This window comes from Plantibacter sp. ME-Dv--P-122b, from assembly GCF_030209375.1.
Lineage (GTDB): Bacteria > Actinomycetota > Actinomycetes > Actinomycetales > Microbacteriaceae > Plantibacter.
In genome coordinates, this window is the sequence record NZ_JARVSC010000003.1 from 1,078,487 (window position 1) to 1,104,104 (window position 25,618).

27 protein-coding genes are annotated in these 25,618 nt (G+C 69.4%); 14 read left to right on the forward strand and 13 right to left on the reverse strand.

Going from position 1 to position 25,618, the window contains the following annotated elements; genetic code table 11:
- Positions 1-60: 60 nt before the first annotated feature.
- The 4 genes from QRN19_RS09755 to QRN19_RS09770 are packed head-to-tail and all read left to right on the forward strand — an operon-like array spanning position 61 to position 3,490.
- Positions 61-846: an amino acid ABC transporter ATP-binding protein gene (locus tag QRN19_RS09755; protein WP_285026622.1), complete on the forward strand. Its 786-nt coding sequence runs from the start codon at positions 61-63 to the stop codon at positions 844-846.
- Position 847: 1 nt separating this feature from the next.
- Positions 848-1,486: an amino acid ABC transporter permease gene (locus QRN19_RS09760; RefSeq protein WP_285026623.1), complete on the forward strand. Its 639-nt coding sequence runs from the start codon at positions 848-850 to the stop codon at positions 1,484-1,486.
- The gene (locus QRN19_RS09765; RefSeq protein ID WP_285026624.1) at positions 1,486-2,130 is read left to right on the forward strand and encodes an amino acid ABC transporter permease; all 645 of its coding nucleotides are present in this window, start codon (positions 1,486-1,488) and stop codon (positions 2,128-2,130) included. The genes QRN19_RS09760 and QRN19_RS09765 overlap by 1 nt, the downstream gene beginning before the upstream one ends.
- Positions 2,131-2,188: 58 nt before the next feature.
- A complete protein-coding gene (locus QRN19_RS09770) occupies positions 2,189-3,490 on the forward strand; it encodes a flavin-containing monooxygenase (protein ID WP_285026625.1) in 1,302 nt (433 codons plus the stop codon).
- 171 nt (positions 3,491-3,661) lie between these two features.
- Here the strand turns inward: QRN19_RS09770 and QRN19_RS09775 are convergent, their stop codons facing one another.
- The 5 genes from QRN19_RS09775 to QRN19_RS09795 form a co-directional block, all read right to left on the reverse strand.
- Complete coding sequence (locus tag QRN19_RS09775; RefSeq protein ID WP_285026626.1) at positions 3,662-5,044, reverse strand: LLM class flavin-dependent oxidoreductase; 1,383 nt, start codon at positions 5,042-5,044, stop codon at positions 3,662-3,664.
- Between the two features lie 23 nt (positions 5,045-5,067).
- A complete protein-coding gene (locus QRN19_RS09780) occupies positions 5,068-5,412 on the reverse strand; it encodes a hypothetical protein (protein WP_285026627.1) in 345 nt (114 codons plus the stop codon).
- 42 nt (positions 5,413-5,454) lie between these two features.
- Positions 5,455-6,576 carry a hypothetical protein gene (locus QRN19_RS09785; protein WP_285026628.1) on the reverse strand — a complete coding sequence of 374 codons (1,122 nt, stop codon included), beginning with the start codon at positions 6,574-6,576 and terminating at the stop codon, positions 5,455-5,457.
- A 95-nt stretch (positions 6,577-6,671) separates the two neighbouring features.
- Positions 6,672-7,073: an MmcQ/YjbR family DNA-binding protein gene (locus tag QRN19_RS09790; RefSeq protein WP_285026629.1), complete on the reverse strand. Its 402-nt coding sequence runs from the start codon at positions 7,071-7,073 to the stop codon at positions 6,672-6,674.
- 117 nt (positions 7,074-7,190) lie between these two features.
- The gene (locus tag QRN19_RS09795) at positions 7,191-7,604 is read right to left on the reverse strand and encodes a winged helix-turn-helix transcriptional regulator (RefSeq protein ID WP_285026631.1); all 414 of its coding nucleotides are present in this window, start codon (positions 7,602-7,604) and stop codon (positions 7,191-7,193) included.
- 79 nt (positions 7,605-7,683) lie between these two features.
- Between QRN19_RS09795 and QRN19_RS09800 the strand changes: the two genes are divergently transcribed.
- Entirely contained in the window at positions 7,684-8,481 is a 798-nt protein-coding gene (locus tag QRN19_RS09800; RefSeq protein WP_285026632.1) for an NAD(P)H-binding protein, read from the forward strand.
- A gap of 58 nt (positions 8,482-8,539) precedes the next feature.
- On the opposite strand, the gene QRN19_RS09805 is transcribed toward QRN19_RS09800, so the two are convergent.
- Both QRN19_RS09805 and QRN19_RS09810 read right to left on the reverse strand, forming a co-directional pair.
- Positions 8,540-9,577, reverse strand: coding sequence for a DUF418 domain-containing protein (locus QRN19_RS09805; RefSeq protein WP_285026633.1), 1,038 nt, complete (start codon positions 9,575-9,577; stop codon positions 8,540-8,542).
- A gap of 79 nt (positions 9,578-9,656) precedes the next feature.
- The gene (locus QRN19_RS09810) at positions 9,657-9,899 is read right to left on the reverse strand and encodes a hypothetical protein (protein ID WP_086475317.1); all 243 of its coding nucleotides are present in this window, start codon (positions 9,897-9,899) and stop codon (positions 9,657-9,659) included.
- Between the two features lie 38 nt (positions 9,900-9,937).
- On the opposite strand from QRN19_RS09810, the gene QRN19_RS09815 reads away from it, so the two are divergent.
- Positions 9,938-10,429, forward strand: coding sequence for a MarR family winged helix-turn-helix transcriptional regulator (locus QRN19_RS09815; protein ID WP_285026636.1), 492 nt, complete (start codon positions 9,938-9,940; stop codon positions 10,427-10,429).
- Positions 10,430-10,466: 37 nt separating this feature from the next.
- On the opposite strand, the gene QRN19_RS09820 is transcribed toward QRN19_RS09815, so the two are convergent.
- Positions 10,467-11,849, reverse strand: coding sequence for an MFS transporter (locus QRN19_RS09820; protein WP_285026638.1), 1,383 nt, complete (start codon positions 11,847-11,849; stop codon positions 10,467-10,469).
- 142 nt (positions 11,850-11,991) lie between these two features.
- Between QRN19_RS09820 and QRN19_RS09825 the strand changes: the two genes are divergently transcribed.
- Complete coding sequence (locus QRN19_RS09825; protein WP_285026639.1) at positions 11,992-13,263, forward strand: coiled-coil domain-containing protein; 1,272 nt, start codon at positions 11,992-11,994, stop codon at positions 13,261-13,263.
- Between the two features lie 81 nt (positions 13,264-13,344).
- Positions 13,345-13,614: a hypothetical protein gene (locus QRN19_RS09830; protein WP_285026641.1), complete on the forward strand. Its 270-nt coding sequence runs from the start codon at positions 13,345-13,347 to the stop codon at positions 13,612-13,614.
- Between the two features lie 184 nt (positions 13,615-13,798).
- Here the strand turns inward: QRN19_RS09830 and QRN19_RS09835 are convergent, their stop codons facing one another.
- From QRN19_RS09835 to QRN19_RS09855, 5 genes are all read right to left on the reverse strand, one after another.
- The gene (locus tag QRN19_RS09835) at positions 13,799-14,728 is read right to left on the reverse strand and encodes a carbohydrate ABC transporter permease (protein ID WP_285026642.1); all 930 of its coding nucleotides are present in this window, start codon (positions 14,726-14,728) and stop codon (positions 13,799-13,801) included.
- Positions 14,721-15,665, reverse strand: a complete 945-nt coding sequence (locus tag QRN19_RS09840; RefSeq protein WP_285026643.1) for a carbohydrate ABC transporter permease — start codon at positions 15,663-15,665, stop codon at positions 14,721-14,723. Before QRN19_RS09840 ends, QRN19_RS09835 begins: the two co-directional genes overlap by 8 nt.
- Positions 15,662-16,996 (reverse strand): ABC transporter substrate-binding protein, encoded by a 1,335-nt coding sequence (locus QRN19_RS09845; protein ID WP_285026645.1) that lies wholly within the window; start codon positions 16,994-16,996, stop codon positions 15,662-15,664. The genes QRN19_RS09840 and QRN19_RS09845 overlap by 4 nt, the downstream gene beginning before the upstream one ends.
- A gap of 23 nt (positions 16,997-17,019) precedes the next feature.
- The gene (locus QRN19_RS09850; RefSeq protein WP_285026646.1) at positions 17,020-18,252 is read right to left on the reverse strand and encodes a Gfo/Idh/MocA family protein; all 1,233 of its coding nucleotides are present in this window, start codon (positions 18,250-18,252) and stop codon (positions 17,020-17,022) included.
- 333 nt (positions 18,253-18,585) lie between these two features.
- Positions 18,586-19,374, reverse strand: coding sequence for a DeoR/GlpR family DNA-binding transcription regulator (locus tag QRN19_RS09855; protein ID WP_079706484.1), 789 nt, complete (start codon positions 19,372-19,374; stop codon positions 18,586-18,588).
- A 175-nt stretch (positions 19,375-19,549) separates the two neighbouring features.
- Here QRN19_RS09855 and QRN19_RS09860 point away from each other — a divergent pair, with 175 nt between their 5' ends.
- The 6 genes from QRN19_RS09860 to QRN19_RS09885 all read left to right on the forward strand — a co-directional run bounded on the left by QRN19_RS09860 (position 19,550) and on the right by QRN19_RS09885 (position 25,556).
- On the forward strand, positions 19,550-20,434 hold the full coding sequence (locus QRN19_RS09860; protein ID WP_285026647.1) for an SIS domain-containing protein: 885 nt from the start codon (positions 19,550-19,552) through the stop codon (positions 20,432-20,434).
- Positions 20,431-21,309 carry an ROK family protein gene (locus QRN19_RS09865; RefSeq protein WP_285026648.1) on the forward strand — a complete coding sequence of 293 codons (879 nt, stop codon included), beginning with the start codon at positions 20,431-20,433 and terminating at the stop codon, positions 21,307-21,309. The genes QRN19_RS09860 and QRN19_RS09865 overlap by 4 nt, the downstream gene beginning before the upstream one ends.
- On the forward strand, positions 21,306-22,253 hold the full coding sequence (locus QRN19_RS09870) for a 1-phosphofructokinase family hexose kinase (RefSeq protein ID WP_285026649.1): 948 nt from the start codon (positions 21,306-21,308) through the stop codon (positions 22,251-22,253). The genes QRN19_RS09865 and QRN19_RS09870 overlap by 4 nt, the downstream gene beginning before the upstream one ends.
- The gene (locus tag QRN19_RS09875; protein ID WP_285026650.1) at positions 22,250-23,089 is read left to right on the forward strand and encodes a class II fructose-bisphosphate aldolase; all 840 of its coding nucleotides are present in this window, start codon (positions 22,250-22,252) and stop codon (positions 23,087-23,089) included. Before QRN19_RS09870 ends, QRN19_RS09875 begins: the two co-directional genes overlap by 4 nt.
- Before the next feature lie 570 nt (positions 23,090-23,659).
- Positions 23,660-23,830 (forward strand): hypothetical protein, encoded by a 171-nt coding sequence (locus QRN19_RS09880; protein WP_285026652.1) that lies wholly within the window; start codon positions 23,660-23,662, stop codon positions 23,828-23,830.
- 145 nt (positions 23,831-23,975) lie between these two features.
- Positions 23,976-25,556: a cation:proton antiporter gene (locus QRN19_RS09885; RefSeq protein ID WP_285026654.1), complete on the forward strand. Its 1,581-nt coding sequence runs from the start codon at positions 23,976-23,978 to the stop codon at positions 25,554-25,556.
- Positions 25,557-25,618 lie beyond the last annotated feature (62 nt).

Genomic DNA, 25,618 nt, shown 5'->3' on the forward strand with positions numbered 1-25,618 from the left:
CCATCCACTCATCCGGGGTCGGCCGACACCGGCCGGCCCCGCGAGAGGTGAGGAACCCTCATGAAGCAACCACTCATCACGCAGTCGAACGAACTCGCGATGGCCGGCGTCACGATCTCGAACCTGTCCAAGAGTTTCGGTGACAACCTCGTGCTCGACGACATCTCGATGACGGTGAAGCCCGGTAGTGTCACGGCGCTCATCGGCCCGTCCGGTTCGGGCAAGAGCACCCTGCTGCGGTGCGTCAACCTCTTGGAGCTGCCCGATCAGGGCACCATCACGGTCGGCACGCAGACGATCACCGCGGGCCGCAAGGTGTCCGACCGCGACCTGCTGGGCCTGCGACGTCAGGTCGGGATGGTGTTCCAGTCGTTCAACCTGTTCCCGCACATGAACGTACTGCGCAACATCGCCTTCCCGCAGGAGCAGGTCCTCGGTCGGAGCAAGGAGGAGGCGGAGGAGCGCGCGCTCGTCCTCCTCGATCGGGTCGGGCTGAAGGACAAGGCGCTGCAGCACCCGAGCAAGTGCTCGGGTGGCCAGCAGCAGCGCATCGCGATCGTCCGTGCGCTCGCCCTCAACCCGAGGGCGATCCTCTTCGACGAGCCGACGAGCGCCCTCGACCCCGAGGTCGGTGTCGAGGTACTCGCCGTCATGCGCGAGCTGGCCGAGACCGGCATGACGATGATCGTCGTCACCCACGAGATGCAGTTCGCGCGTGACGTCTCGGACCACCTCGTGGTCATGGCGGACGGCCACATCATCGAAGAGGGGGACCCCACCCGCATCCTCACCGACCCGCAGGAGGAGCGCACGAAGCGATTCCTCAACGCCGTTCTGGAGCGCTGACGTGGAAGCGCTCTTCGCGGTGCTGCTGGGACTGCCCATGACGATCCTCGTCACGGGCGCGGCGTTCGGCATCGGACTCGTCGGCGGCATCCCGCTCATGCTCGGGCTGCGGTCACCGCTGAAACCCGTGCGAGCCGTCACCCGACTCGTGGTCGACATCATCCGCGGCGTACCGACGATCGTCTGGTTGTTCCTGCTCTACTTCGGCGTCTCGATCGGCGGACTCCGACTCGACTCGCTGAGCGCGGCGATCGTCGGTCTCGGGGTCATCGCGAGCGCCTACCTCGCCGAGATCTATCGCGGCGGCTTCAGCACCGTTCCGCGCGGACAGTCGGAAGCGGCGCAGGCACTCGGTCTGTCGCGCGGGGTCACGTTCCGACGGGTCCTCTCCCCACAGGCACTCCGCACCTCGCTGCCGTCGATCACGACGTTCCTCCTCGCGCTCCTCAAGGACTCGTCGATCGCCTCGACCATCGGGGTCACCGAGATGGTGTTCGCGGCGACGACCTTCGCGAGGCAGAACCCCACCACGGCCGGTCTCACCCCCTTCTTCCTCGCGGCCGGCGTCTACGTCGTCGTCAGCATCCCGCTGGCGGTCGTCGCCCGACGCCTCGACTCGCGCCTGACCAGGAGCCGATGATGGACCTCTCCCAGTACCTCCCTCAGCTCGGCGCCGGGCTCCTCGTCAGCCTGCAGCTCACCGTCATCTCCGTGGTATGCGGGTACCTCGTCGGACTGGTCTTCGCCCTCGGCGTCTCCTCGACGCGAGGATGGCTGCGCTGGCCGACCCTGGTGATCGTCGAGATCGGCCGTGGGATCCCCGCACTCGTCGTGCTCTACATCGTCTACTACGGCCTCCCGTCGATCGGCGTGCTGTTCGCCAACTTCACCGCGGCGGCCATCGGTCTCACCTTCACGGTGGCCGCGTACTCCTCGGAGATGATCCGCGGGGGCATCCAGTCGGTCCCGATGGCCCAGCGCGAAGCGGCGAGCGCCCTCGGTCTCCCCCGCTTCGTCGGCTTCACGCGCATCGTCCTGCCGCAAGGGCTGCGGTCGTCCATCCCCGGTCTCATGGGCCTGGCGATCCAGTCGTTCCAAGGCACCTCGCTCGCCTACTCGATCTCGGTGAACGAGCTCATGAGCCAGGCGTACCAGGTGAGCACCGTGACCTTCCAATACCTGAGCGTGTACGCGATCACGGGCGCCATCTACGTCGTCATCGCGGTCCCCTCGACCTGGCTCTCCATGGTCGTCGAGAAGCGGCTCTCCCGCGGGCACGTGTGACCTCACGGCTGCACCCGGCCCCTCCCCCTGCCTCAGCATGATCGAAAGGAACACCCCCATGACCCGTTACTGCGTGATCGGCGCCGGAGCCGCCGGCATCTCCGCCCTACAGCAGCTGCGCGAGGCCGGCCACGAGGTCGACTGCTTCGAGCAGACCGACCGCGTCGGCGGCCACTGGCACACCGACTACGAGGCCCTGCACCTCATCACCTCCCGCGACATGACCGGTTTCGAGGACTTCCCGATGCCGGCCCACTATCCCCACTTCCCGCGACGCGACCAGGTGCGCGCCTACCTCGAGTCGTACGCACGTCACCACGGGCACTACGAGATCATCCGCTTCGGCACGGCCGTGCGATCGGTCGTCCCGATCGCGACCGATGGACCCGTGGGCTCGGCCGGGTGGACCGTCACCCTCGACTCCGGCGAGCGCATCGACTACGACGGCGTCCTCGTCGCCAACGGCCACCTGTGGGATCAGAAGGTGCCGACGTTCCCGGGCACCTTCTCCGGGAAGCAGCTGCACTCGGGCTCGTACCGGAACACGTCCGACATCGACGGTGATCGTGTCCTCGTCGTCGGCGCGGGCAACTCCGGTTGCGACCTCGCGGTCGACGCGGCGCAGCACCGGATCGACGCCGACATCGTGATCCGCGAGGGGGTGTACTTCCAGCCGAAGACCTACTTCGGCGTCCCCCGTCAGGAGGTCCCGTGGATGGCGCAGTTCTCCGCGGACGAGCAGGACCTCCTCGCACGGCTGCTCGCACGGGTGTCGATCGGCGAGTGGAAGGACTACCCGGGCATGCCCGAGCCGAAGTTCCGCACGCTCGCGGAGGGTCGGACGGTGGTGAACGACCTCCTGCTGTATTGGCTGCACCACGGCCGGGTCTCCGTCGTTCCGGGTATCGAACGGTTCGACGGTGCGACGGTGCACTTCACCGACGGCAGCGCTCGCGAGTACGGCACGATCCTCTGGGCCACGGGGTTCCACGCGTCGCTCCCGTTCCTCGGGGAGTCGCACGTCCACCGGCGGCATGGCGCTCCGCTCCGCCTGGGTGCCGGGGTCGTCCCGGAGGGCCTGGAGAAGCTCTACTACATCGGGCTCGCGGCCCCTCGAGGGCCGCAGATCCCGGTCTACGGCGTGCAGACGAAGCTCGCGATCCGGATGATCGCGCTGCACGAGGAAGCGTCGGACGGGTATGCGAACGTCCAGGGCTACCTGGCGTCGTTGCAGGAGCCCGAGTCGCGGATCGACATCCCGCGGGTGATCTGGAACGAACAGCTCGCAGACACCCACCGGCTGCTCGACGCCTTCGCGCAGGCTCGCTCGGTGGGCGACCGCACCGCGGCGCTCGTCTGATGCCGGAGCCCGTGTCCGTGGACCCGTACCCGCCGGAGCCGTTCGGCACCGAGACCGCTGCGATCGTCGTGCTCGGCTACGACTGACGGGACTTCGGAACGCCCTCGGCACGAGACCCACGTCCCTGAGCCCACGGCCCGGTCCCTGAGTCGGAGCCCCGACCTGCCGCGGTCAGCGGCCGGCGAAGGCGCCGCGGTAGGCGCGCAGCGGGTGCGTCTCCGGGAGGGTGGGCTCCGCACCGAAGAGTTTCTCGCGGAGCGTGCCCGGCGCGTACTCGCGCTGGGCGAGACCGCGCTCCTGCAGCACCGGCATGACCTCGTCGACGAAGACCTCGTAGGAGTGCGGGATCATCCAGTTGGCGACGTTGATCCCGTCGATCCCCGCCGCGCGCCACTCGGCCAGGTGGTCGGCGATCTGCTCCGGGGTCCCGACGACGCGGCCGCGCAGCTTCGCGGTGAGCTTCGCGAGGTCGCGCACGGTCGGTTCGCGGTCAGGTGAGAGAGCCTTGAGCGCCTCCAGCATGCTGTGCCCGCCCTGGGTCTCGACGTTCTTGAGCGGCGTGTCCGGGTCGATCGGCTTGCCGGTCGCCTGGTCGGTGCCGAGGTTCGAGTGCGCGAGGAACGCGTCGGCCGACAGGAGTTCGTCGTATTCGGCCTCGATGCGCTTCGCCTCCTCCTCGGTGCTGCCGACGATGAACGACATGGCCTGCCAGAACTTGACGTCACGCGGATCGCGGCCGGTCTCGGCGACGAGCGCGCGCGTCGACTCTGCGGACGCCCGTGCCGCCTCGATGCTCGGCGCCATCATGAACTGCACCTCGGCGTAGTTCGCGGCGAACGCCTTCCCCGCACCGGACGACCCGGCCTGGAACAGGAGCGGCGATCGCTGCGGCGACGGCGACGACAGGTGCGGGCCCTCCACGCGGTACCGTTCGCCGACGTGGTCGATGCGGTGCACCTTGGTGGGATCGGCGAAGACGCCGCTGGCCTTGTCGGCGAGGAGTGCGCCGTCGTCCCACGACCCCTCCCAGAGCTTGCCGACGACCGCCACGTACTCCTCGGCCCACGCGTACCGCTCGTCGTGCTCGACGAGGCGGTCGAGCCCGTAGTTGCGCGCCGCGTTCTCGAGGAAGCTCGTGACGATGTTCCAGCCGACCCGCCCACCGGACGCGTGGTCGATCGTCGAGATCTTCCGGGCGAAGGTGAACGGGTGCTCCTGCAGGATCGACGAGGTGAACGCGAGGCCGAGGTGCTCGGTGCTGATCGCGAGTGCCGACAGCAGCATCGACGGGTCGTTGCTGGGCAGTTGCATGCCCTCGCGCGCGTTCACGTCGAAGGACGCCCCGGCACCGCCGTAAACCCCGACGACGTCCGCGAAGAAGATCGTGTCGAACCGACCCCGCTCGAGCGTCTTCGCGAGGTCGACCCAGAGGTTCACGTCGTCGAAGGTGTGCTGCTTCGCGTCCGGGTGGCGCCAGAGGCCGTGCTGCATGTGGGAGCCCGTGTTCATCACGAAGGCACCGAACTGGAGGCGGGAGGGCTGAGCGGCGGTCATCCCCTCACGCTACCGGCAGGGGCTCAGCCGAAGGTGCCCTCGACATCCTGGTCGGTTCCGGAGGTGTTGATCGAGTAGTCGACCGGATATCCGGACGGGCTCGTTCCGGCGAGCGCCGGGTCCTGCAGGATGGCGACGATCGCGGCACCCTGCTCAGGCGTCACGTCGGTGATCCAGAGCTTCGGTTGCGTCGTCACCTCGATCTCGACATCGGGGTAGGCCTCCACGACGGCGAGGATGGCGTCGACCATCGGCACGCTCAGCTCGGCCGGGTCGTCCGTCATGGAGAACCGCTCCGGCACGCGATAGTGCGCGCCGCCCGGATACAGCACACGAAGCTCGCGAACCGCGGCTGGTAGGGCTTCCATGGAGAAGACCGTGATGAGCGGCGCCCCCTCCGTGACGGCGATCTACACCTGCAGCCGCTCCGTCACCATCAGTCGCTGCAGTTCGTCGGCGATCTCGTCGATGCTCTGATCGCTCGGCACGAGCTGCACGCGCCACGGGCCTCGCGGTGGGTCCTGTTGCTGGGCCGGCGACGTCGGATCCGACTCGCGCTGGATGACGACGATCGCGATGCCCTCGAGCTCCTCCCCGGCACGTTTCGCCGCATCGGCAGCGCCGAGCACCTGGCCGACGCCCGCATCGAGCGACATCGTCACCGTCGCACCGTGACCGACGACCTCGATGTCGGCGATCCCGTCGATGTCGGCAAGCGCGCGGGTGAACCCGTCAACGGCTTCTGAGCGTTGCGCCGCGGCCACGTCCTGCGCGGGCGGCGGACGGAACGCGCCGGTCGACGTCACGATCACGGCGACGAGAACGAGTCCGGCGAGCACCGCAGTGACGACCCGCACCCGTCTCCGGCCGATGATGAACGAGAGGAGCATGATGAGCGCGGCGACGATCAGCACGGGGATGCCGTAGGCGATGAGTCCGAAGACGAGGTACATGAGACCTGCTCCGAGATTGCTCACCAGCCCACTGGCGATCAGCCCCAGTGGTGGTAGCCCGAAGATCACGAGGACACCGAAGCCGATCCCGGCGACCACGACCGCCGCGAGGCCACCCAGGTAGGCGAGCCCACGCGAGGGGGTCATCCGACGGATGACCTCCATCATCGGTTGGACGATCACGAGCATGACGCCCACGGCGACGAGGATCCATCCGCCGAGCGAACCGAGCATCTGGTACCAGAGCTCCGCCGCCGATGGCCCGCCGAGCACGATCGGCGCGTCCGGGCCGTACGACCCGGTCGACTGATCGACGCGCATGGCGGTACCGACGATGTTGAAGAGCGTGGTGACGACGCCCCCGACGGCGACGATCAGGACGGCCGAGACGGCGAGGTCGAGGGATCGGGTGAGATATGCGATCAGGAACGCGACCCGGGGCGACCGGGGGGCAGGGTGCTGCGGATCCTTGGGGTCCGGCGAGGTCGCCACGGTCGAGGTCGCGACGACGGCTCCGACCTCGCTCGCCTCGGCGTCATCGCGCTCAGGCGATGTCCCGGCCGACTCCCCGTCGCTCATGGCTCCCCACTTCCGATGCGTCTCGATGACGCTCCCCCGCTCGTCAGTCTGACACGACCCCGTCGGGATGCCGCCGCGGCCGGGTAGGTCTCCGGTCAGCGCGCGTCGAGCGCGCGTAACTGCCGCTGCAGGGCGACCTGCCGGTACGAGGTGTCGATCAACTCAGCGATGAGCGCCCAGTCGACGTCGTCGAGCGTGCGGCCGTCGTTGCCGTCGAGGCCGGCGTCGAACGCAAGCTTGCCCGACGGGCCGTCGTACTTCGGCGACCAGAACCGCTCGTCCTCAAGCCAGGCGCCGCGTTCCTCCTCGGCCGGCGTGAACGTGATGCTGTGCGGGATGCGCATCTCCGACCCGACGGTCACGAACACTCGCTTGCCCGCCTTGAACCGCGGGCGTCCGTGGCCGAACGTCTCGACGGCCTCCGGATAGGCGAGGCAGATCCGCCTGACGCGTTCGACGAACGGATCGTCGGGATCGTGCACGATCGGATGCTCCATGCGCCGACGCTACTCCGCGCGGGCGTCACGCGACAGCCCAGCGAGCGTGCCCGTTCTGCCCTTGCAGGGCGTTCCAGGGAGCAGAACGAGCACGCTCGATGCGGGGCGCGACCGCGATCACCGGATGCGGTGCCCCGGGTGGGCGGCGTCGTACGCCGAACGGGACGCCGCGATCGCCGGCCGCTGCTCGAGCGACCAGTCGGCGAGCGTCTTGATCAGGTGGGACAGCCCCGCACCGGACGAGGTGAGGGCGTAGGACACCTGCGCGGGCACCGTCGGGTACACGGTCCGGTCGACGAGGCCGTCGCGTTCGAGCCGGCGGAGGGTCAGCGTCAGCATGCGTTGGGATATCCCGTCGATCGCCCGCTGGAGCTCGCGGAACCGACGGTCGCCCGACGCGAGTTCGACGACGACGAGGACCGACCAGGTGTCGCCGATGCGGTCGAGGACGTCCCGGATGCCGCAGTCCGGGTGGTCCTCCTTGCCGCAGGGTTCGAGGTCGGCGGCTACCGCGGTGTGCGTGAGTGACATGGAAGTGCCTTCTTGTGGGGCCGGAACAGGGGACGCAGACTCGTCCGAGTCATCAATCCGAACACCGAAAGGCCCTGAAATGATCCTCGTCACCGGAACCACCGGCCAACTCGGCAGCGCGATCCTCGATGCGCTCACCACCCGTGGGGCTGCACCGCTCGCGAGCAACCGCAGCGGACAGGGCGGCGCGCAACGGATCGACTTCGACGACCCCGACACCGTCTCCTTCGTCGGGGTCGACACGCTCGTCCTCGTGTCGGCGGGTGAGGCCGAGGACGACGTCGTGATCGCCCGACACGAGACGGCGATCGCCGCTGCCGAGCGGGACGGGGTGCAGCACGTGGTGTACACGAGCCTCACCTCGGCCGGAGACCACCTCGCGTTCGCGCTCGCGCACCGGTGGACCGAGCGTCGGCTGCAGCACAGCAGCCTGTCCTGGACGGTCCTGCGGAACGGCCTGTACGCCGAACTGTTCGGGTCGCTCCTGGCGCGGTCGGGCGACTCGCTCGGTTCGGCGTTCGGCGACGGGGCGCTCGCCGCCGTCGCACGAGCCGACCTCGCCGAGGCCGCGGCCGCCGTCGCGATGGCTCCGTCGGACCATGTCGGTCACAACTACGACCTGGTTGGCGAACCGATCACGGCCGCGCAGGTGGCGGATCACTTGGCCGTCCCGCTTCGCACCCTCTCCCTCGCCGAGCAGCGGATGGCGCTGGCCGAGGCACCGCTCAAGCCGTTCCAGCCTGCCATGCTCATGTCGATCTTCACCGGCGTCCGGCACGGATTCCTCGACGGGACGAGCGACGATCTCCGCGCCCTGCTCGGACGCGAACCAGCGGACACGGTCGCGGTCGCCGCCGCCGCACTCCCGCCCCGCTGAGTCGCCCGGAACCGCACGAATCCGAGGAGAAACCGCGCAGTCTCGGGCGACTCAGCGCTCAGGCGGCCGGCAGCGCAGCACCCCGCAGCGGGACGGCGCGACGCCAGGTGGCCATCCGCCACACCCACTCGACCGGTCCGTAGCGGAAGTGCCGCAGCCAGAGGCGGCTGAGCACCGACTGCGCCGCGATGAGCACGAGCGCTCCGACGCTCACCGCGGCCAGGTCGTCGAGTTCCCGGAAAGTGACGATCGACCCGGCGACGGCGAACACGACGCTCGCAGCGAGGTAGTTGGTGAGGGCCATGCGTCCGAGGGGTTCGAAGACCGCCGCGAGCACCCGACGGACGGGCGTCTGCCAGAGCAGCGCGAACCCGGTCACGTAGACGACAGCGAGGATCCCGCCCGCGATCCCGCCGGCGGTGGTGAACCGCGGGTCGCCGGGCTCGGTGGTCTGCCAGACGATGGCCGGGACCGCGAGGGCTGTCGCCACGAGGAAGGTGATCCACAGGGGCCGTCCTCCGGCGTCGAGCCGCCTGGGCAGGCTGTATGCCGCAGCTCCCGCACCGGCGAGAAACAATCCGGGCAGGGTGGTGAGGCCGCCACCGGTGACCGCATACGCGGCGACGGTGAGCACGACGCCGCCCCAGAGGATCGCCCATCGCGGGAGCAGGAGCAGCAGTGGCAGGACCAGCAGCCCGCAGATCGCGTACTCACGGAGGATCTCCCCCGGGTAGAGGAACCCGTGGGCGATCCCGATCAGGAGGAGCGCTCCGAGACGCAGCAGCATCGGGACGAGCGCTCCAGCGCCGCGCCGACGAGCGCCCTGGATCACGAGCATCGCGCTCAATCCGAAGAGGAAGGCGAAGATGGGGACGAACCGCGTCTGCACCGCGAACTCGAGGATCGTGTCCATCACGGTGCGCTGACGCTGGTCGAACGGGATGTCGCTGCCGAGGCGGGTGATGTCGGGGACGTTGACGAAGAGGATCCCGACGAGCGCGAACCCGCGGAGGGCGTCGATGAGGCGCCAGCGACGCGAGGAGGAGGCGGCGGTGGACTGGACCGGCGGCGTGGAGGAGATGTTCACCAGAGACATATCACCAGTTCAGCAGCCGTGGCGGAACGCCGCATGCACCCGGAGGATGACGTCCTGCCACCCGGGATGGAGATCACCCTCAGGCGGCGGGCTCCTTCGGGCAGTGCAGCTGCGTGCGCGGACCGGTCGTGCGGTCGACGATGTGCTCCGACATGGCGTGGCCGCAGATCGGGCACCCCGACTGCGCGGCCGGTGGCAACGGCTCCTCGTTGTAGGGACCGAGGGGCGGCGGGCCGAGCACCTTCCACATGCGGCCGTTCACCCAGCCGTACAGACCACCGGCCTCGCGCACGGACTCCCGGAAGGATCGTTTCTCGCTCATATTGATGAGTGTACTAATCATTTGGGTACGATGGGACCGTGACCGCCAACGAATCCACCACCGTCGCCACGGCCGACGACCTGCTCCAGCTCGAGAACCAGGTCTGCTTCGCGCTCGCCGTCGCGTCGCGCAGCGTCATCTCGCTCTACCGACCGATCCTCGAACCGCTCGGTCTCACCCATCCGCAGTACCTCGTGATGCTCGCGCTCTGGCAGCACAGCCCGCGCTCGGTCAAGGACCTCGGCGGCGCACTGCAGCTCGAACCGGCGACGTTGTCCCCACTCCTCAAGCGCCTCGAGACCGCCGGACTCGTCCGACGCGACCGCAGTCGACTCGACGAACGCGTGCTCGACGTCTCGCTCACCACCGCCGGCCGCGAGCTCCGCGCCCAGGCGGAGGCCATCCCGCACCGGGTCATGAACGAGCTCCGGATGGATGCCGAACACCTCACGCAGCTCCGCGAGATGCTCCACGCGGTGATCGGTGCGGCGACCACCGCGCCCGTCGTCACAGGCGACGACCCGCGCTGAACCGCACCGGCCGAGGGCTCGCCGCCCGGCGGGGTCGTCAGGCCGGCGACGAGGTCGTCGCCTCCGACGCGGTCGCGGCCCGCGGATTCCGGATGCCGACGAACGACACCACGCCACCCACGAACATGAACACGGCGGTGGCCAGGACCACCCGCGGGAATCCGTCGACGCCGAGTGCACCACCGGCGATGATGCCGACCAAGGCGATCGACACGAGACCCGCCACACGCGACACGGCGTTGTTGACCGCCGACCCGATGCCCGCATGGGCCGGGTCGATCGACCCGAGGATGCCCGCAGTGAGCGGCGCGACCGTGATCGCGAGGCCGAGCCCGACGAGCAGGATGCCCGGGAACAGCTGCAGCCAGTAGTTGAGATCCTGCTGAGCACCCATCATCAGGAGGAAGCCGACTCCGGCGACGATCGGCCCGATCGTCATGAACAGCCGTGGTCCGTGTGTGCCGGCCAGCTTGCCGAACCACGACGACAACGCGAGCATGACGAGCGTCGGCGGCAGGGTCGCGATGCCGGCCAGGGTCGCGCTGAAGCCCGCGGTCTGCTGGATGAACACCGCGATGGCGAAGAAGCCGAGCGAGAGGGCGCCGTAGATGAAGACCGTCGCGATGTTGCCGTAGCCGAAGTTCCGCACCCGGAAGAGCGACAGCGGCAGCATCGGATCGGGGTGGCGGTGCTCCCACCAGAGGAATGCGACGAAGGACACGACACCGCCGATGAGCGGCACGAGCAGCATCGGGCTCGACCAGCTGTAGCGCTCCTGCTCGATGAGCGCGAAGACGGGACCGCCCAGCCCGACGGCACCGAGCACGGCGCCGACGACGTCGATACGCGGGCGATGTTCGGGCTCGGGCACGCGATCGGTGCGCATCATGAGCCAGAGCGTCACCAGGATCGGGATGATGTTGATCGCGAAGATGAGACGCCAGGACAGCGTGTCGACGAGCACACCGCCGAGCAGCGGACCGGTGATGCCCGCAGCTCCCGTCCACGCCGTCCAGGTGCCGATCGCCTTGCCCTGCGCGACGCCACTGAACGTCGAGATGATGATCGCGAGCGAACTCGGGACGAGCAGCGCAGCCGCGCCACCCTGAAGCAGTCGGGCGATGATGAGGACCTCGGCGGTCGGCGCAAGGGCGCACAGGATCGAGGTGACGCCGAAGCCGATGAGCCCGATGCGGAGGATGCGGATGCGCCCGAACGCGTCGGAGAGCGACCCTGCGAGCAGGATGAGCGAGCCCAGGGTGATCAGGTAGGCGTCGACCACCCACTGCTGCACGATGAGGCCGCCGCCGAGTTCCTTCGTCATCGCGGGGAGTGCGACGTTCACGACCGAGCCGTCCAGGAACGCGACGAACGAGGAGAGGATCGCGATCGTGAGCACGAGGCGCTGCTGGCGGGTCATGGGTTCAGGGTAGCCCCGCGGACCGACGCGCCGAGCGCGATCCCGAGGAAGCTCGACAGGCGTCGGAACACCGTCGACGACCGATATCCCACGCCACGTCCTCCCCAGCCGATCCCCGTTCCGCGTTCGTAGACTGGAGCCCATGGACGACCTGTGGTGGCTCCCCTCGCTCATCGTGTTCGGGGGCGTCGGCATCATCGTCTGGTTGCTCGTCACCCTGCTGCGTCGGCGCAATCCGAAGACGCCCGTCGCCTCCATCGACGACCTCCATCGCCGCGCGGGCATCGCCCTCGTCCGAACCGACGACGCGGTCCGCGAGGCCGAGGACGAGGTCGGATTCGCCGAGGCGGAGTTCGGACGTGAAGCCGCCCGAGGATATGCGGCCGATGTCGCCTCGGCGCGCTCGGCGCTCGGAGAGGCGTTCCGGCTCCGCCAATCGCTCGAGGACGAGATCGCCGACACGGAGGCGCAGCGCCGCACCTGGAACGAGCGGATCATCAGCGTCTGCGAGGACGTCGAGCGCACCCTGAGCGCCCGACTGCGCGGCTTCGACGAACGGCGGGGAGCGGAGCGTTCGGCCCCCGACCTCTTCGACCAGCTCCGACGGCGCATCGACCGCGCCCGCGAGCGACTCACCACCACCGGCCTCGCGATCGCCTCAGCCGCCGATCGCTATGCGGCGAGCGCCGTCGAGGACGCCCGAGTGCTCCGCCGGGCCGCGCAGGACACGGTCGACCGGGCGACGGAGGATGCGGCGAGGACGAAGGATCGGATCGACACCGCCCAGCCGGCCGCCGCGGCGCTGCACGCCCTGGGGCGCGAGCTGCAACAGGCGGAGGACCGGCTGGACGCCGTCGAACGTTCGCTCGCGGGCATCACTGCGGCGGAGACCGAACTCGCCGCAGCGGGGCGGGAGCTCCGCACGGTGATCGCGGAAGCGGACGCCCTGGGCGCGACGATCGACCGCGCGGAGACGGCCGCCGTCATCGCCACTGCCGTGGAACGGGCGAACCGCGCGCTCCTCGAGGCGGAGTCGACCACGTCCACGGACGGCGACCGCGTCCTGCCCGACCCGGTGCGACGCCTGGAGGCGGTTCGCGCAGCCGACATCGACCTCGACGCCGCCCTCGCGACCGCCCGGAGCGCGCAGCAGCGCCTCGACAACGCTCGCGAGGCAATGCGCGGGGCCCTGTTCACCGCGGACAGCAACATCCGTGTCGCCGTCGACGTCATCTCCGCACACCGAGGCAGGGTGGGTGCCGACGCGAGGACGCGGCTCGCCGAGGCGCAACGGCAGCTCGCGCTCGCGGAGGCGGCAGCGGTCGATGACCCGGTCGAGGCGCTCGACGCCGCCCGCCGCGCGTCGCGGATCGCCCAGGACGCGGATGCGCTGGCGCGATACGACGTCGGGTGACGCTGGCTCGTTGACGAGTAGCGACCGACACCCGGCATTCATGTTCTAGAATATGAGTACCGCTGACGCGAAGCACTCACCGTGCATCGCACAGCCCTCGCCGTCGACTCCCGAGAGGACCCCGTGCCCAGCTCGTCCGCGCGCCAGCCGCGCTCCGCGTCCCCGATCTTCACGACGCTCACCCACGGGTTCGATGCGCAGGCGGCGGCGTCGGCTCCGGAGCAGACCCGCCTGTCCGGAGCACCGACCCAGCACGAGTCGCCGCTCGCCTCGACCGACTGCCCCATCTTCGACCAGCTCGCGGGCCGGCGCATCGCCCGCCGCCGGAGCAATTTCGTCCACCCCGCCTGACCCCACCCTTCGACAAGCTCAGGGACCGGAAGGGGAGCTCAGGGACCGGAAGGGAGCTCAGGGACCGGTAGGGGAGCTCAGGGACCGGTAACAGCTCAGGGACCGGTAACAGCTCAGGGACCGGCACCAGCAAAGGGACCCGGTGCCTGCCCTTCGACAAGCTCAGGAACCACCTGTCGACGTGCTACTTCAGCCCGGAGAACGCCAGCCCGTCGATCACCCGGCGCTGGAGCACGATGAACAGGATGAGCACCGGTGCCATCGCGAGGATCGACGCCGCCATCATCACCGGGTAGTCCGTCGTCTTGTCGCTCGAGAGCGTCGCGAGACCGGCGGCGAGCGGCATCGAGTTGGCGTAGGTGGAGACCACGAGCGGCCACAGCAGTTCGTTCCACGACCACAGCACGGTCGTGATCGCGAGGACGCTGATGCTGGGCCGCGCGAGCGGCAGCATGATCTTCCAGAAGATCTGGAACGGCCCGGCGCCGTCGATCCGCGCCGCCTCCTCGAGCTCCATCGGCAGGTTCAGGAACGCCGTCCGCATGAGGAAGGTGCCGAACGCGCTGAAGAGGCCGGGTGCGACGATGCCGAGCGTGGTGTTCAGCCAGCCGAAGCCCTGCACGATCTGGTACTGCGAGATGAGGTACGCCTGCGACGGCACCATCAGGATCGACAGCGTCACGGCGAGCAGGACCGCGCGCCCCCGGAACCGCATCCGCGCGAACGCGTACCCCGCCATCGTGCAGAGGACGATCTGCGCGAGCGTCCTGATGACCGTGATGACGATCGAGGTGCGCAGCTGATCGAGGAACGGGAGGCGCTCGAACACCGCGGCGTAGTTCTGCCACTGCAGTTCGGCCGGCCAGAACGTGGGGACCACGCTCTGCACCTCCGCGTTCGTCGACAGCGACATGATGATCTGCCAGATGAACGGGAACGCCATGATGAGGCCGCCGACGCCGAGCACGACGTGGGCGACGACGTGCGACCCGCGTCGCTGGCCGGGCCGACCGGCGTCGCGGCGTCGCGCGGATGCGGCGGACGGTCGACCCGACCCCGGGACGGTGACGGCACGGGTGGTGAGCGGTGCTGTTGCCGTGAGTTGCTCAGTCATTGTTGACCCATCGTTTCTGGAGCCGGAACTGGAGGAGCGTGACGAGTCCGATGATCAGGAAGATCACGATCGCGATCGCCGCCGCGTACCCCTTGTCGTTCTGGACGAAGCCCTGGTCGTAGAAGAAGTAGACGAGCGACATGCTCTTCGGGAGCACCGGGTTGGTGCTGCCGAGGATCGCGTACAGCAGGTCGAAGAGCTGGAAGCTCGAGATGACCGTGATGATCGTGACGAAGAAGATGCTCGGGGTGAGCAGCGGCACCGTGATCGAGCGGAACTGCCGCCACCGGGTGGCGCCGTCGAGCTCCGCCGCCTCGTACAGCTCCGGTGCGATGTTCTTGAGCCCGGACGCCAGGATGATCATCGAGAAGCCGAGCGACGACCAGAGCCCGACGATCGCCACGGCGAACATCGCGGTGCCCGGCGTACTGATCCAGTAGGGGCCGTCGACACCGACGAGCGACAGCGTGTAGTTGAGGATGCCGAAGTCACCGTTGAAGATGATGCGCCAGACGATGGCCACGGCGGTCGGCATCGCGACGTACGGCAGGAAGAAGAGCACCCGGTAGAAGCTCGCGAACCGGAGCCCCGGGAGGTTCAACAGGCTCGCGAGGTAGACGGCGATCGGGATACCGAGGAGCACCACCGCCGTGTAGATCAGCGTGTTGCCGAGGGAGGAGTAGAGCCGCGGGTCGGCGAACAACCGGACGTAGTTCTCGATGCCCGTGAAGGTGGCGCCGCCGAACACGCCCCACTCGGTGAACGAGTAGTAGGCGGTCTGGATCATCGGCCAGATGAAGAAGACGCCGATGCCGGTGAGGAGCGGGAGGACGAAGACCCAGGGCCAGGCGCCGTCGCCGCGGGCGGCACCCCGCCGGGCCACTCTCCGCGAGGAGAGCGGCGCCGACGGGGTGCGCAGCACGGTCTGACCGGTCACTTCTTGGCCAGCGCGGCGTTCATCTGCTCGGCGAGATCCTTCGCCACGTCGGCGACCGGCTTGTCGCCGCTGAACGCGTCGGGCAGGAGCTCGACCTCGAGCGCGTTCCACGCGGCGGTGTTCTCAGACACCGGCAGCGGCTTCGCGTAGTCGAGGGCGTCGAGGAAGACCTGCAGGTTCATCGTCGGGTAGGAGTCGACGAACGACTGCTGCGTGCCGGTGAAGGCGGGGATGACGGCGCCGAGGTCGCCCTGCTGCTGCTGGGCCTCCTCGCTCGCCAGGAACACCTGCAGCGCCTGTGCGGCCTGCTTGTTCTTGCTCGCCGACGCGACGACGTTGGAGACACCGTGGATGACCGTCGCCTGCTCCTTGCCGGTCGGCAGCGGGAAGGCCTGGGCGGTGGCGGCAACGTCGGACTCGCCGACGAGCGGACGCAGCCAGCTGCCACCCCAGTACATGGCGAGCTTGCCGGAGGTGAACCACTGGTCGGCCGGCGTGTCAGTCAGCTGTTGGATGCTGGGTGATGAGCCGTTCGCGATGAGGTCGGTCCAGAACTGGAGCCCCTCCTGGGCCTCGGGGCTGTCGTACTCGGACTCGGTCTGGTCGTCGTTGATGACCTCGCCGCCGGCCTGCAGGATCGTGTTGTAGTAGGTGGTCTGGCCGTCCATGCCGCCGGCAGCGCCGTAGACGCCCTGGTCCTTCAGCTTCGTCGAGATCTCCTGCGCGGCGGTGTCGAAGTCGTCCCAGGTCCAGTCGTCGGCGGGCAGCGCGACGCCGGCCTGCTCGAAGAGGGCCGTGTTGACCCAGACGCCGATCGTGTCGAAGTCCTTCGGCACGCCGTACTGGGTGTCGTCGAGCGAATACAGCTCGTTCAGTGCCTCGGGATAGTTCGTCGGGTCGATGTCGCCCGCCTTGACGGCACCGGTGATCGGTTCGATCTTGCCGTTCGCCGCGTAGACCTGGAAGTTCGGGCCGTTCAACCAGAAGAGGTCGGGCAGGGTGTCGCTCGAGGCCTGCGTCTGGAGCTTCGACCAGTACGAGGCCCAGGGCGTGACGTTCACGTTGACGGTGATGTCGGGGTAGACCTTGTTGAAGGCCTCGATGTTGGCGTCGATCGCCTCGACCTGGGCCTGGTCCCAGACGCCGTAGGTGATCTCGGCCTTGAGGTCCTTCGGGGCGGCGGCGTACTCGCCACCGGTGGCGCCCCCGCCACCGGTGCTGCAGCCGGCGGTGAGCGCGGCGGCTGCGAGGAGGCCGATGCCACTGAGGACGGCCCGGCGGCGGTTGCGACCGCCGGGAGCGGTGTTGCGGTTCTTGAACGGCGAAGGCATGACTGGAGTCCTTTCGAGGTGCGCTACCGGGCGGCGGCGTCGAGGGAGTGCGGTGCGGTGCTGGCGGTGAGGGAGGAGAAGTACTCGACGAGTGCGGGGTCGAGTGGCGGGACGTCGAGCGGGATCGAACCGTTGCGCAGGGAGTGTGCGGCGAGGGCTCCGGCGGCGACGGCCTGGCGTGCGGCGACCGGCGACAGCGTGGTCGGGGTGCCGTCGGCGACGAAGGCGAGGAACTCGTTCATCGTGTCGAGGTCGGCGTCGGCGTGCCCCTCCTCGACGCCCGCGATCGGGTACTCGACGTCGCCCTCGGTGCTCCAGGTGCGACGACGGTTCCAGACCTTGACGGTGCCACCGGCGGTGTCGCCGATGTTCTCGAGCCTGCCGTGCGTCCCGATGACGGTGTAGTTCCGCCAGTAGTCGGGCGTGAAGTGGCACTGCTCGTAGCTGGCGGTGATCTCGTGCTCGAGGGTCATGAGCATCATCGAGACGTCCTCGACGTCGACCACGGGGTTCAGGCCGCGCTGCGCCTCGGGCGGCCAGTTGTCGTATGAGAACCAGTCGGCCATGGTCTGGTCGCTGCGGTCCTCGTGGTCGTCGATGTCGCCGTAGACCGCGAGGTCGCCCATCGCGACGACGCGCTGCGTGTACGCGCCGGCGAGGAAGTGGACGACGTCGATGTCGTGGCTCGCCTTCTGCAGGAGCAGGGTGTTCACGCGCGAGCGGTCGGCGTGCCAGTCCTTGAAGTAGTAGTCGCCACCGTTGCCGACGAAGTGGCGGACCCAGACGGACTTGACCGCGCCGATCTCACCGCGCTCGATGACCTCGTGCATGAGCCGGACGACCGCCGCATGGCGGAAGTTGTGCCCGACGTAGAGCGGCGTCTGAGACTCGTAGGCGGCCTGGAGGACCGCATCGGCGTCGTCGAGCGTGATCGCGAGCGGCTTCTCCAGGTAGACCGCGATGCCGGCGCGCAGCAGGTCGACCGCGATCTCCTTGTGGGTCCAGTCGGGCGTCGTCACGATCGCCGCGTCGACACCGCCCTGCGCGATGAGCGCCTCGTGGGAGTCGAACACTTCGATGTCGTCGCCGAACAGCTGCCGCGCCCGACCCCGACCGATCTCGGTGGTGTCGACCGCCGCGACGACCGATGCCGACGTGGGGCTCGTGGCGACGTGTTCGGCGATGTAGGCCCGCTGGCCGGTGCCGATGACGGCGACCCGGAGGCCTTCGGGGGTGGTGGCTGGTGCAGTGCTCACTCGATCACATCCGCTTCCTTGCGTGAAGTTGATTCATATGATGCCAAAACGATCATGAAATGACAATAGGCGATCACAGCGTCGACGCAAGTGCGGGGCGGCCGATGTGGAGAGGTTTTACCGCGCCGAAACATGGGGAGCGGAGTCGCACTTCGACAGGCTCAGTGACCGGGAGGGCGGCTCAGTGACCGGGAGGGCGGCTCAGTGACCGGGAGGGCGGCTCGGTGACCGGGAGGGCGGCTCAGCGACCGAAGGGCGGATCAGTGACCGGAGGGCGGCTCAGCGACCGGAGGGCGGCTCAGCGACCGGGAGGAACCGGCGACCGCGGAGGACTCAGGCAGCGATGATGAGCTCGACGCCGGCCGCGGCCAGGGCGTCGGCGAGCGTCGGATCCACCGGCTGGTCGGTGACGAGCACGTCGATGCGGTCGAGCGGGCAGATGCGGGCGAAGGTCGCCTTCGTCATCTTGGTGCTGTCGGCGACCACGATGACCCGCTTCGCGACCTTGACGAACTCCTGGCTCACCGAGGCCTCACCCTCGTGGAGGGTGGTGGCGCCGAACTGCGCGCTCAAGCCGTCGACGCCCAGGATCGCGACGTCGAGGGCGATCTCGGCGAGCGCCCCTGCGACGAGCGATCCCACGAGTTCGTAGGACTGGCGTCGTGCGACGCCGCCGGTCACGACGATCTTCACGTGAGACCGCACCGACAGTTCGAAGGCGATGTTGAGCGCGTTTGTCACGATCGTGACCGAGGCGTCGCCGTCCGAGCGGACGAGGTGCTCGCTCCGCCCGATCACCCGCGCGACCTCGCTCGTCGTGGTGCCGCCGTTGAGTCCGACGGCGTCGCCCACGTTGATCAGGGCGGCCGTAGCCTTCGCGATGGCCATCTTGGCGTCGGCCTGGCGGGCGATCTTGTACTGCAGCGGCAGTTCGTAGCCGGTGCCGAGGGCGGCGGCACCACCGTGCGTCCGCGTGACGAGTCGCTGCTCGGCGAGCGCCGTCAGGTCGCGACGGGCGGTGGCCGCGGAGATGCCGAGCGCCTCACCGATCTCGGCGATCGTCACGTTGCCGCGTTCGCTCACGAGCTCGAGCAGGGCGTTGAGTCGCTGTTGCTGCGTCATCTGTCCTGCTTTTCCGGTCGGGTCGGGCGTACTGTGACCATCATATGGGCGCTCAGCCAGCGCCTGTCTGATTGATTCTGACGATTTGCACTGGTATCGATCAGATTCGATCCGGTATGGTTGCGGCAACGCATCGCCACGCTGCGATCGCGTCCCTTCACGTGAAAGGCACGTCATGCCCGAGACCTTCGTCGCCGCCGAACTGGCGTCGCAGCCCGAATCCTGGCGCACCGCCGCCGCCCTCGTGCCGGAGGCCGTCGCCGTGCTGCCGCAGCCGGGCGAGCGGGTCGCGGTGGTCGGGTGCGGCACCAGCTGGTTCATCGCGATGAGCTACGCCGTGTTGCGCGAACAGGCGGGGCTCGGCATCACGGACGCGTTCGCCGGATCGGAGTTCCCCGGCGTCCGCGACTACGACCGCATCGTCGCCATCTCACGCTCCGGCACGACCACGGAGATCGTGCAGCTCCTCGAGGCGGTGGGCGACTCGGTCACCACCGTCCTCATCACCGCGGTCGACGACTCCCCCGCGACCGTTCCGGCGGCGCACGTCATCGCCCTCCCCTTCGCCGACGAGCGTTCCGTGGTCCAGACCCGCTTCGCCACGACGACGCTCGCACTCCTCCGCGGCTCCATCGGCCACGACGTCGAGGCACTCGCCGTGGAAGCCGAGCGGGCGCTGCAGATCCCGATCGACGAGTACCTCGCCGCCGACCAGGTCTCCTTCATCGGAGTCGGGCACGCCGTGGGCCTCACCTTCGAGGCCGCGCTCAAGACCCGGGAGGCGGCACAGTTCTGGGCGGAGTCCTACCCCGCCATGGACTACCGCCACGGTCCCATCGCGATCGCGCAGCCCGGGCGACTCGTCTGGTCCCTCGGACCGACGCCCACCGGCCTGCCGGAGGACGTCGCGGCCACCGGAGCGACCTTCGTGCAGCACGACCTCGACCCCATCGCCGGGCTCGTCGTCGCCCAGCGCTTCGCGGTCGCGTTGGCGGAGGCCCGCGGCCTCGACGCCGACCACCCCCGTTCGCTCACGCGCTCCGTCATCCTGGCACCGTGACCGAGGGGGCGGTCCTCGGCATCGATGTCGGCGGGACCGGGATCAAAGCCGCACTGACGGATGCGGGCGGCACGGTCCTCAGGCGCTGGCGCGAGGCGACGCCGTCAGGCGACACCTCGGGCGTCCTGACCCGCGACGTCGTCCTCGGACTCGTCGCCACCGCGAGCCGCGTCGCAGCCCCGGTGGCCGTCGGCGTGGTCGTGCCAGGTGTCGTCGACGAGGAGCACGGCGTCTGCATCCACGCGGTCAACCTCGGTTGGCGCGACCTCGCCTTCCCCGAACTCCTCCGTCCCGCGCTCGACGTCCCGCTGGCCTTCGGGCAGGATGTCCGCGCCGGCGCACTGGCGGAAGCGGTCTCGGGCGCTGCAGCCGACGTCACGGGCACGATCGCGTTCGTACCGGTCGGAACCGGTCTGGCGTCGGCGCTCGTCATCGACGGCGTCCCCTTCGCCGGCGGCGGTTGGGCCGGCGAGATCGGCCAGCGCGTGATCCAGGACGGACCGCACCGCGGGCTCCGGGTCGAGGAACTCGCCTCAGCGGGCGGCATCGCACGACGCGCGGGCGCCCGCGACGCGAAGACCGTCGCCGACGCCGCCGCCCGCGGCGACGCCGCCGCCATCGCCATCTGGAACGACTGCGTCGATGCACTCGCCGAGGCCCTCGCCGGCATCACCGTCGTCGCCGCACCCACCGCCATCGTGATCGGCGGTGGGCTCGCCCTCGCCGGATCCGCCCTCTTCGAGCCGCTCGAGCACGGACTCCGCGAGCGGCTCGACGTCGTCCGCGTCCCGCAGCTCCTGCCCGCTCGTCATGGCGACGAGGCCGCCACGGTCGGTGCGGGGATCCTCGCCCGCCGACTGGTGGCAGCTCGATGACCATCCCCGCACCACGTCGCGTCGTGGTCCTGACGCCGAACCCCGCCGTCGACATCACCTACACGGTCGCGGAGCAGCAGCTCGGGGTCACGCAACGCGTCCAGTCCATCGTGCGGCGTGCCGGTGGCAAGGGCGTGAACGTCGCTCGCGTCCTCGAGTCACTCGAGGTCCCGACCCTGCAGGTGCTCCCGCTCGGTGGCGCCTCCGGCACCTGGCTCGCGGACGCTCTCGCGGCCGACGACCTCTCCACCCGGGTCGTGGAGCTCCGCGCCGAGACACGCTCGACGGTCGCGGTCGTCGACGGCATCCACCATCCGACCCTCTTCGCAGAAGCCGGTCCGGTCGTGACGCCCGAGGAATGGTCCGCCCTGACGGCCGAGCTCCGCCGCGCACTCCGCGACGCGAGCGCGCTCGTCATCTCGGGCTCGCTCCCGCCGGCCACACCCGACGTCATCGTCGAAGCCCTCGTCCGAACCGGGCACGACGCCGGCGTTCCCGTGATCGTCGACGTCAGCGGCACGGCGCTCCTCGCCGCAGCTCGCGCCGGTGCGACGATCCTCAAGCCCAACCTCGACGAGGCCCTCGAGGCGACGGGCGCCGCCGACCTCGCATCGGCACGCGCGGCACTCCTCGCGCTCGGCGCCCGCGCGGTCGTCATCTCCCGCGGTGCCGACGGCCTCACCGCCGGCGACGCCGAAAGCGCCCACGAGGTCCCGGCCGTCCCCGGCGTGAGCGGCAACCCGACCGGCGCCGGAGATGCCACCACGGCCGGCCTGGTCGCAGCGCTCCGCGCGGGAGCCGCACTCCCCGAGGCACTCCGCACCGCGGCGGCCGCAGGCGCGGCGGCCGTGCTCGAACCGATCGCCGGCGCGATCGACCTCGCCGCCTTCCACCGATTCATCGACGCACCCGCCGCATCCGACCCCATTGGAGCAACCGAATGACCACCGCCCTCGACTTCACCACGCTCCTGGCCAACGCCTCGGCCTCGAACGCCGGCATCGCGGCGTGCAACGTGGTCCTCCTCGAGCACGCCGAGGCGATCGTCGCCGGCGCCGAGGAGGCCGGGCTGCCGGTCATCCTGCAGATCAGCGAGAACTGCGTGCGGTACCACGGGTCGCTCGCCCCCATCACGCTCGCCTCGCTCGCCATCGCCAGGGCAGCGACGGTCCCGGTCCTCGTGCACCTCGACCACGTGGAATCGGCCGAGCTCGTGCACGAGGGCGTCGAGCTCGGGGTGGACAGCGTGATGTTCGACGCCTCGACCCTGCCGTACGAGGAGAACGTCCGCGCGACGAAGGAGATCGTGGACTTCTGCCACGCGCGCGGCGTCGCCGTCGAGGCCGAGCTCGGCGAGGTCGGCGGGAAGGACGGCGTCCACGCTCCGGGCGCGCGCACGGTGCCGGTGGAGGCCGTCGCGTTCGTCGCGGCGACCGGCGTCGACGCCCTGGCCGTGGCCGTCGGCACCTCGCACGCGATGACCAGCCGGGAGGCCGCTGTCGACCACGCGCTCATCGCGCAGCTCCGCGATGAGGTGACGGTCCCGCTCGTCCTGCACGGCTCCTCCGGTCTCCCCGACGACGAACTCCGGGCGGCGGTGCGTTCCGGGATGACGAAGATCAACCTCTCGACGCACCTCAACGGGCTGTTCACCCGAGCGGTGCGCGGCGTCCTCGACGAGCAGTCGAAGCTCGTCGACCCCCGCACCTACGTGCGCGCCGGTCGCAGCGCCGTCGCGACCGAAACCGCGCGGATCCTGCGCCTGCTCGCAACCGACTGAGCACTCCCAGCAATTCCACAGCAACACGCTACGCTGAGCTGTTAATATATATTGTGTTGGAGTTCTTCCAAGCCTCCACCGGTAACCGATCGTCCCCCCGCGATCACCCTCCGGCCTCCCGAGCCCGATATCCCTTCGGGTGCGCGGGAGATACGGCCACCCCTCCCCTAGGTGCGGTGGCCCGAAGCTCTGCGACACCGCCGGTCGATGCTCGGGTCTGATCTCGGGCATCGACCTGCGACGGCGATGACGCCGATCTTTCCCAGCTCGTTCTCAGCTTGGTCGCGTACGTTCATCCCTCGAGTGCCGATGTCACAACCGGCTTCCGTGTGCAGAGTCCACACCTCCACGGATACGCCGATGCTCCCGACACGACACCACCAGCCGTCATCCAGAACGGCGAACAACGATCCACCGGACGGCCCCAGCCGACCAGCGCAGCCGATCTCGGCGCAGCTGCACTCCGGACGGTCTCGTCGCTCCATCCATGCGACCTGCACCGATCGTCATCGCATTCCCCCTCTGGAACCGGCCCATCCATCATCCGCAACACCAGAATCGAGAACCACCATGTCCATCACCCAGACTCGGACCGCAGCGTCCTCCAACCGTTCCGCGGGCACCGCCGTCCACGGCCGCGGTCACTCCACCGAGAAGCTCACCTACCGCTTCGGTCTCCGCACTCGCGAGACCGGCGCGGAGCAGCGTGGCTCGAGCAGCGCGGCCAACCGCCGCGGCTGAGCCGCCTCTCCGTTCCACCCGACGCCCCCGCACGGCCTGACCGTGCGGGGGCGTCGCGCGTCCGGAACCGGTGCCGATCACGGCCGGTCCGGAGTTCGGACGATCGTGCGAACGACCACGGTCTCCCAGGTGGGAGAATCCCCACATGGATCCCGTCGCGCTCATCTCGTGGATCGTCGTGTTCGTCGTCGTCACCGTCATCGTCTCGGGCCTGTCCGGCCGAGCGGGCATCTCCGCCCCGGTGGCCCTGGTGCTCGTCGGCGGCGTCGCATCGTTCATCCCCGCCGTCCCGACCGTCGAGATCGAACCCGACCTGATCCTCTACGGACTGTTGCCGCCGTTGCTCTTCGCGTCGGCGATCCGCATCTCCCTCATCGACATCCGTGCCCGTAACGACGGCATCATCCTGCTCTCGGTGGGAGCGGTCGCGTTCACCGTCGTGTCGGTCGGGTTCGCCAGCTGGCTCCTCATCCCATCGATCACCCTCGCGGCGGCGTTCGCGTTCGCCGCGGTCATCGCGCCGACCGACGCCGTCGCCGTGAGCGCGATCGCCGGACGACTCGGGCTCCCCCGCCGCGTGCTGACGATCCTCGAGGGCGAGAGCCTGCTCAACGACGCCACCGCACTCGTGGCGCTCAACGCCTCGATCCTCGCGATCACGAGCGTCGTCAACCCGGTCATGATCGCCGGCGAGTTCGTCATCGAGGTCGTCGCCGGCGTCGGCGTCGGTCTCGCGGTCGGATGGGTGCTGTCCGAGGTCCGCCGACGCCTGCGCGCCCCGGTCCTCGACACCTGCCTCTCCCTCATCACCCCGTTCCTCGCATTCCTCCTGGCGCAGGCGATCCACGGTTCGGGTGTGCTCGCGGTCGTCACTGCCGGGCTGCTGCTCGGCTATCGGGCGCCCATCGTGCAGTCGGCCGAGGCGCGCATCGCCGAATCGCTCAACTGGCGCACCATCCAGTTCCTGCTCGAGAACGCCGTCTTCCTGTTCATCGGGCTCAACCTCGCCGGCATCCTCGAGGGAGCGGTTCAGACCGGACCGGGGCTCTGGCCGACCGTGTTCATCAGCATCGGGATCCTCGCGGCGCTGATCGTCTCCCGGTTCGTCTGGGAGATGACGGTCACGGCGATCTACCGGCTCGGGCCGAGACGGCTCCGTGAGCGGAGCTGGTCGTGGGGCAACGGGATCGCCGTCTCCGCAGCCGGCGTCCGTGGCGTGGTGACCCTGGCGGCGGTGTTCCTGCTGCCGGAAGACACCCCGTCGCGCGAGTTCCTGCAGTTCCTGGCGTTCGTCGTCGTGGTCGGCACGCTCCTCTCGGGGCTCGCGCTCCCCCGGATCATCCGCGCACTGCACCTCCCGCCGCCGAACAACAGCCAGGAGCGCGTCGAGCAACTGATGCTCATGGCGGAGGTCCAGACGGCCGGCCTGGACCGCCTCGACGAGCTGACGACGGAGGCGGACGAGGAGCAGGTGCTCAACCGTCTGCGGACCAATGCGAGCTTCGTGGCCAACGCCCTCGAGCAGTACACGGGTGACGGCTCGGAGCTCCGCACGGTCGCGTTCGCCCGACTCCGCCGCCAGATGATCGCTGCGGAACGCGAGGCGCTCCTCTCGGCGCGGGCCGAGGGTCGCTACCAGGAACCGGCGGTCGCAGCGGTCCTCGCGGCGATCGACGCCGAGGAGGCGACCCTCAAGGCGATGACGCCGAAGCCGCCGCGGTCATAGCACCCCGAATGCGCTGCCCGCACGCCCCATCCGCACGACCGGCGCAGGTCGATCGTTCGGGC

What these genes read in the sequence shown, in the direction of transcription:
- QRN19_RS09770 (WP_285026625.1), top strand. Translation starts at nt 2,189, where the DNA reads ATGACCCGTTACTGCGTGATCGGCGCCGGAGCCGCCGGCATCTCCGCC.
- QRN19_RS09805 (WP_285026633.1), bottom strand. Translation starts at nt 9,577, where the DNA reads ATGTCTCTGGTGAACATCTCCTCCACGCCGCCGGTCCAGTCCACCGCC.
- QRN19_RS09825 (WP_285026639.1), top strand. Translation starts at nt 11,992, where the DNA reads ATGGACGACCTGTGGTGGCTCCCCTCGCTCATCGTGTTCGGGGGCGTC.
- QRN19_RS09800 (WP_285026632.1), top strand. Translation starts at nt 7,684, where the DNA reads ATGATCCTCGTCACCGGAACCACCGGCCAACTCGGCAGCGCGATCCTC.
- QRN19_RS09845 (WP_285026645.1), bottom strand. Translation starts at nt 16,996, where the DNA reads ATGCCTTCGCCGTTCAAGAACCGCAACACCGCTCCCGGCGGTCGCAAC.
- QRN19_RS09755 (WP_285026622.1), top strand. Translation starts at nt 61, where the DNA reads ATGAAGCAACCACTCATCACGCAGTCGAACGAACTCGCGATGGCCGGC.
- QRN19_RS09820 (WP_285026638.1), bottom strand. Translation starts at nt 11,849, where the DNA reads ATGACCCGCCAGCAGCGCCTCGTGCTCACGATCGCGATCCTCTCCTCG.
- QRN19_RS09885 (WP_285026654.1), top strand. Translation starts at nt 23,976, where the DNA reads ATGGATCCCGTCGCGCTCATCTCGTGGATCGTCGTGTTCGTCGTCGTC.
- QRN19_RS09880 (WP_285026652.1), top strand. Translation starts at nt 23,660, where the DNA reads ATGTCCATCACCCAGACTCGGACCGCAGCGTCCTCCAACCGTTCCGCG.
- QRN19_RS09835 (WP_285026642.1), bottom strand. Translation starts at nt 14,728, where the DNA reads ATGACTGAGCAACTCACGGCAACAGCACCGCTCACCACCCGTGCCGTC.
- QRN19_RS09870 (WP_285026649.1), top strand. Translation starts at nt 21,306, where the DNA reads ATGACCATCCCCGCACCACGTCGCGTCGTGGTCCTGACGCCGAACCCC.
- QRN19_RS09785 (WP_285026628.1), bottom strand. Translation starts at nt 6,576, where the DNA reads ATGAGCGACGGGGAGTCGGCCGGGACATCGCCTGAGCGCGATGACGCC.
- QRN19_RS09775 (WP_285026626.1), bottom strand. Translation starts at nt 5,044, where the DNA reads ATGACCGCCGCTCAGCCCTCCCGCCTCCAGTTCGGTGCCTTCGTGATG.
- QRN19_RS09860 (WP_285026647.1), top strand. Translation starts at nt 19,550, where the DNA reads ATGCCCGAGACCTTCGTCGCCGCCGAACTGGCGTCGCAGCCCGAATCC.
- QRN19_RS09765 (WP_285026624.1), top strand. Translation starts at nt 1,486, where the DNA reads ATGGACCTCTCCCAGTACCTCCCTCAGCTCGGCGCCGGGCTCCTCGTC.
- QRN19_RS09790 (WP_285026629.1), bottom strand. Translation starts at nt 7,073, where the DNA reads ATGGAGCATCCGATCGTGCACGATCCCGACGATCCGTTCGTCGAACGC.
- QRN19_RS09855 (WP_079706484.1), bottom strand. Translation starts at nt 19,374, where the DNA reads ATGACGCAGCAACAGCGACTCAACGCCCTGCTCGAGCTCGTGAGCGAA.
- QRN19_RS09780 (WP_285026627.1), bottom strand. Translation starts at nt 5,412, where the DNA reads ATGGAAGCCCTACCAGCCGCGGTTCGCGAGCTTCGTGTGCTGTATCCG.
- QRN19_RS09810 (WP_086475317.1), bottom strand. Translation starts at nt 9,899, where the DNA reads ATGAGCGAGAAACGATCCTTCCGGGAGTCCGTGCGCGAGGCCGGTGGT.
- QRN19_RS09875 (WP_285026650.1), top strand. Translation starts at nt 22,250, where the DNA reads ATGACCACCGCCCTCGACTTCACCACGCTCCTGGCCAACGCCTCGGCC.
- QRN19_RS09795 (WP_285026631.1), bottom strand. Translation starts at nt 7,604, where the DNA reads ATGTCACTCACGCACACCGCGGTAGCCGCCGACCTCGAACCCTGCGGC.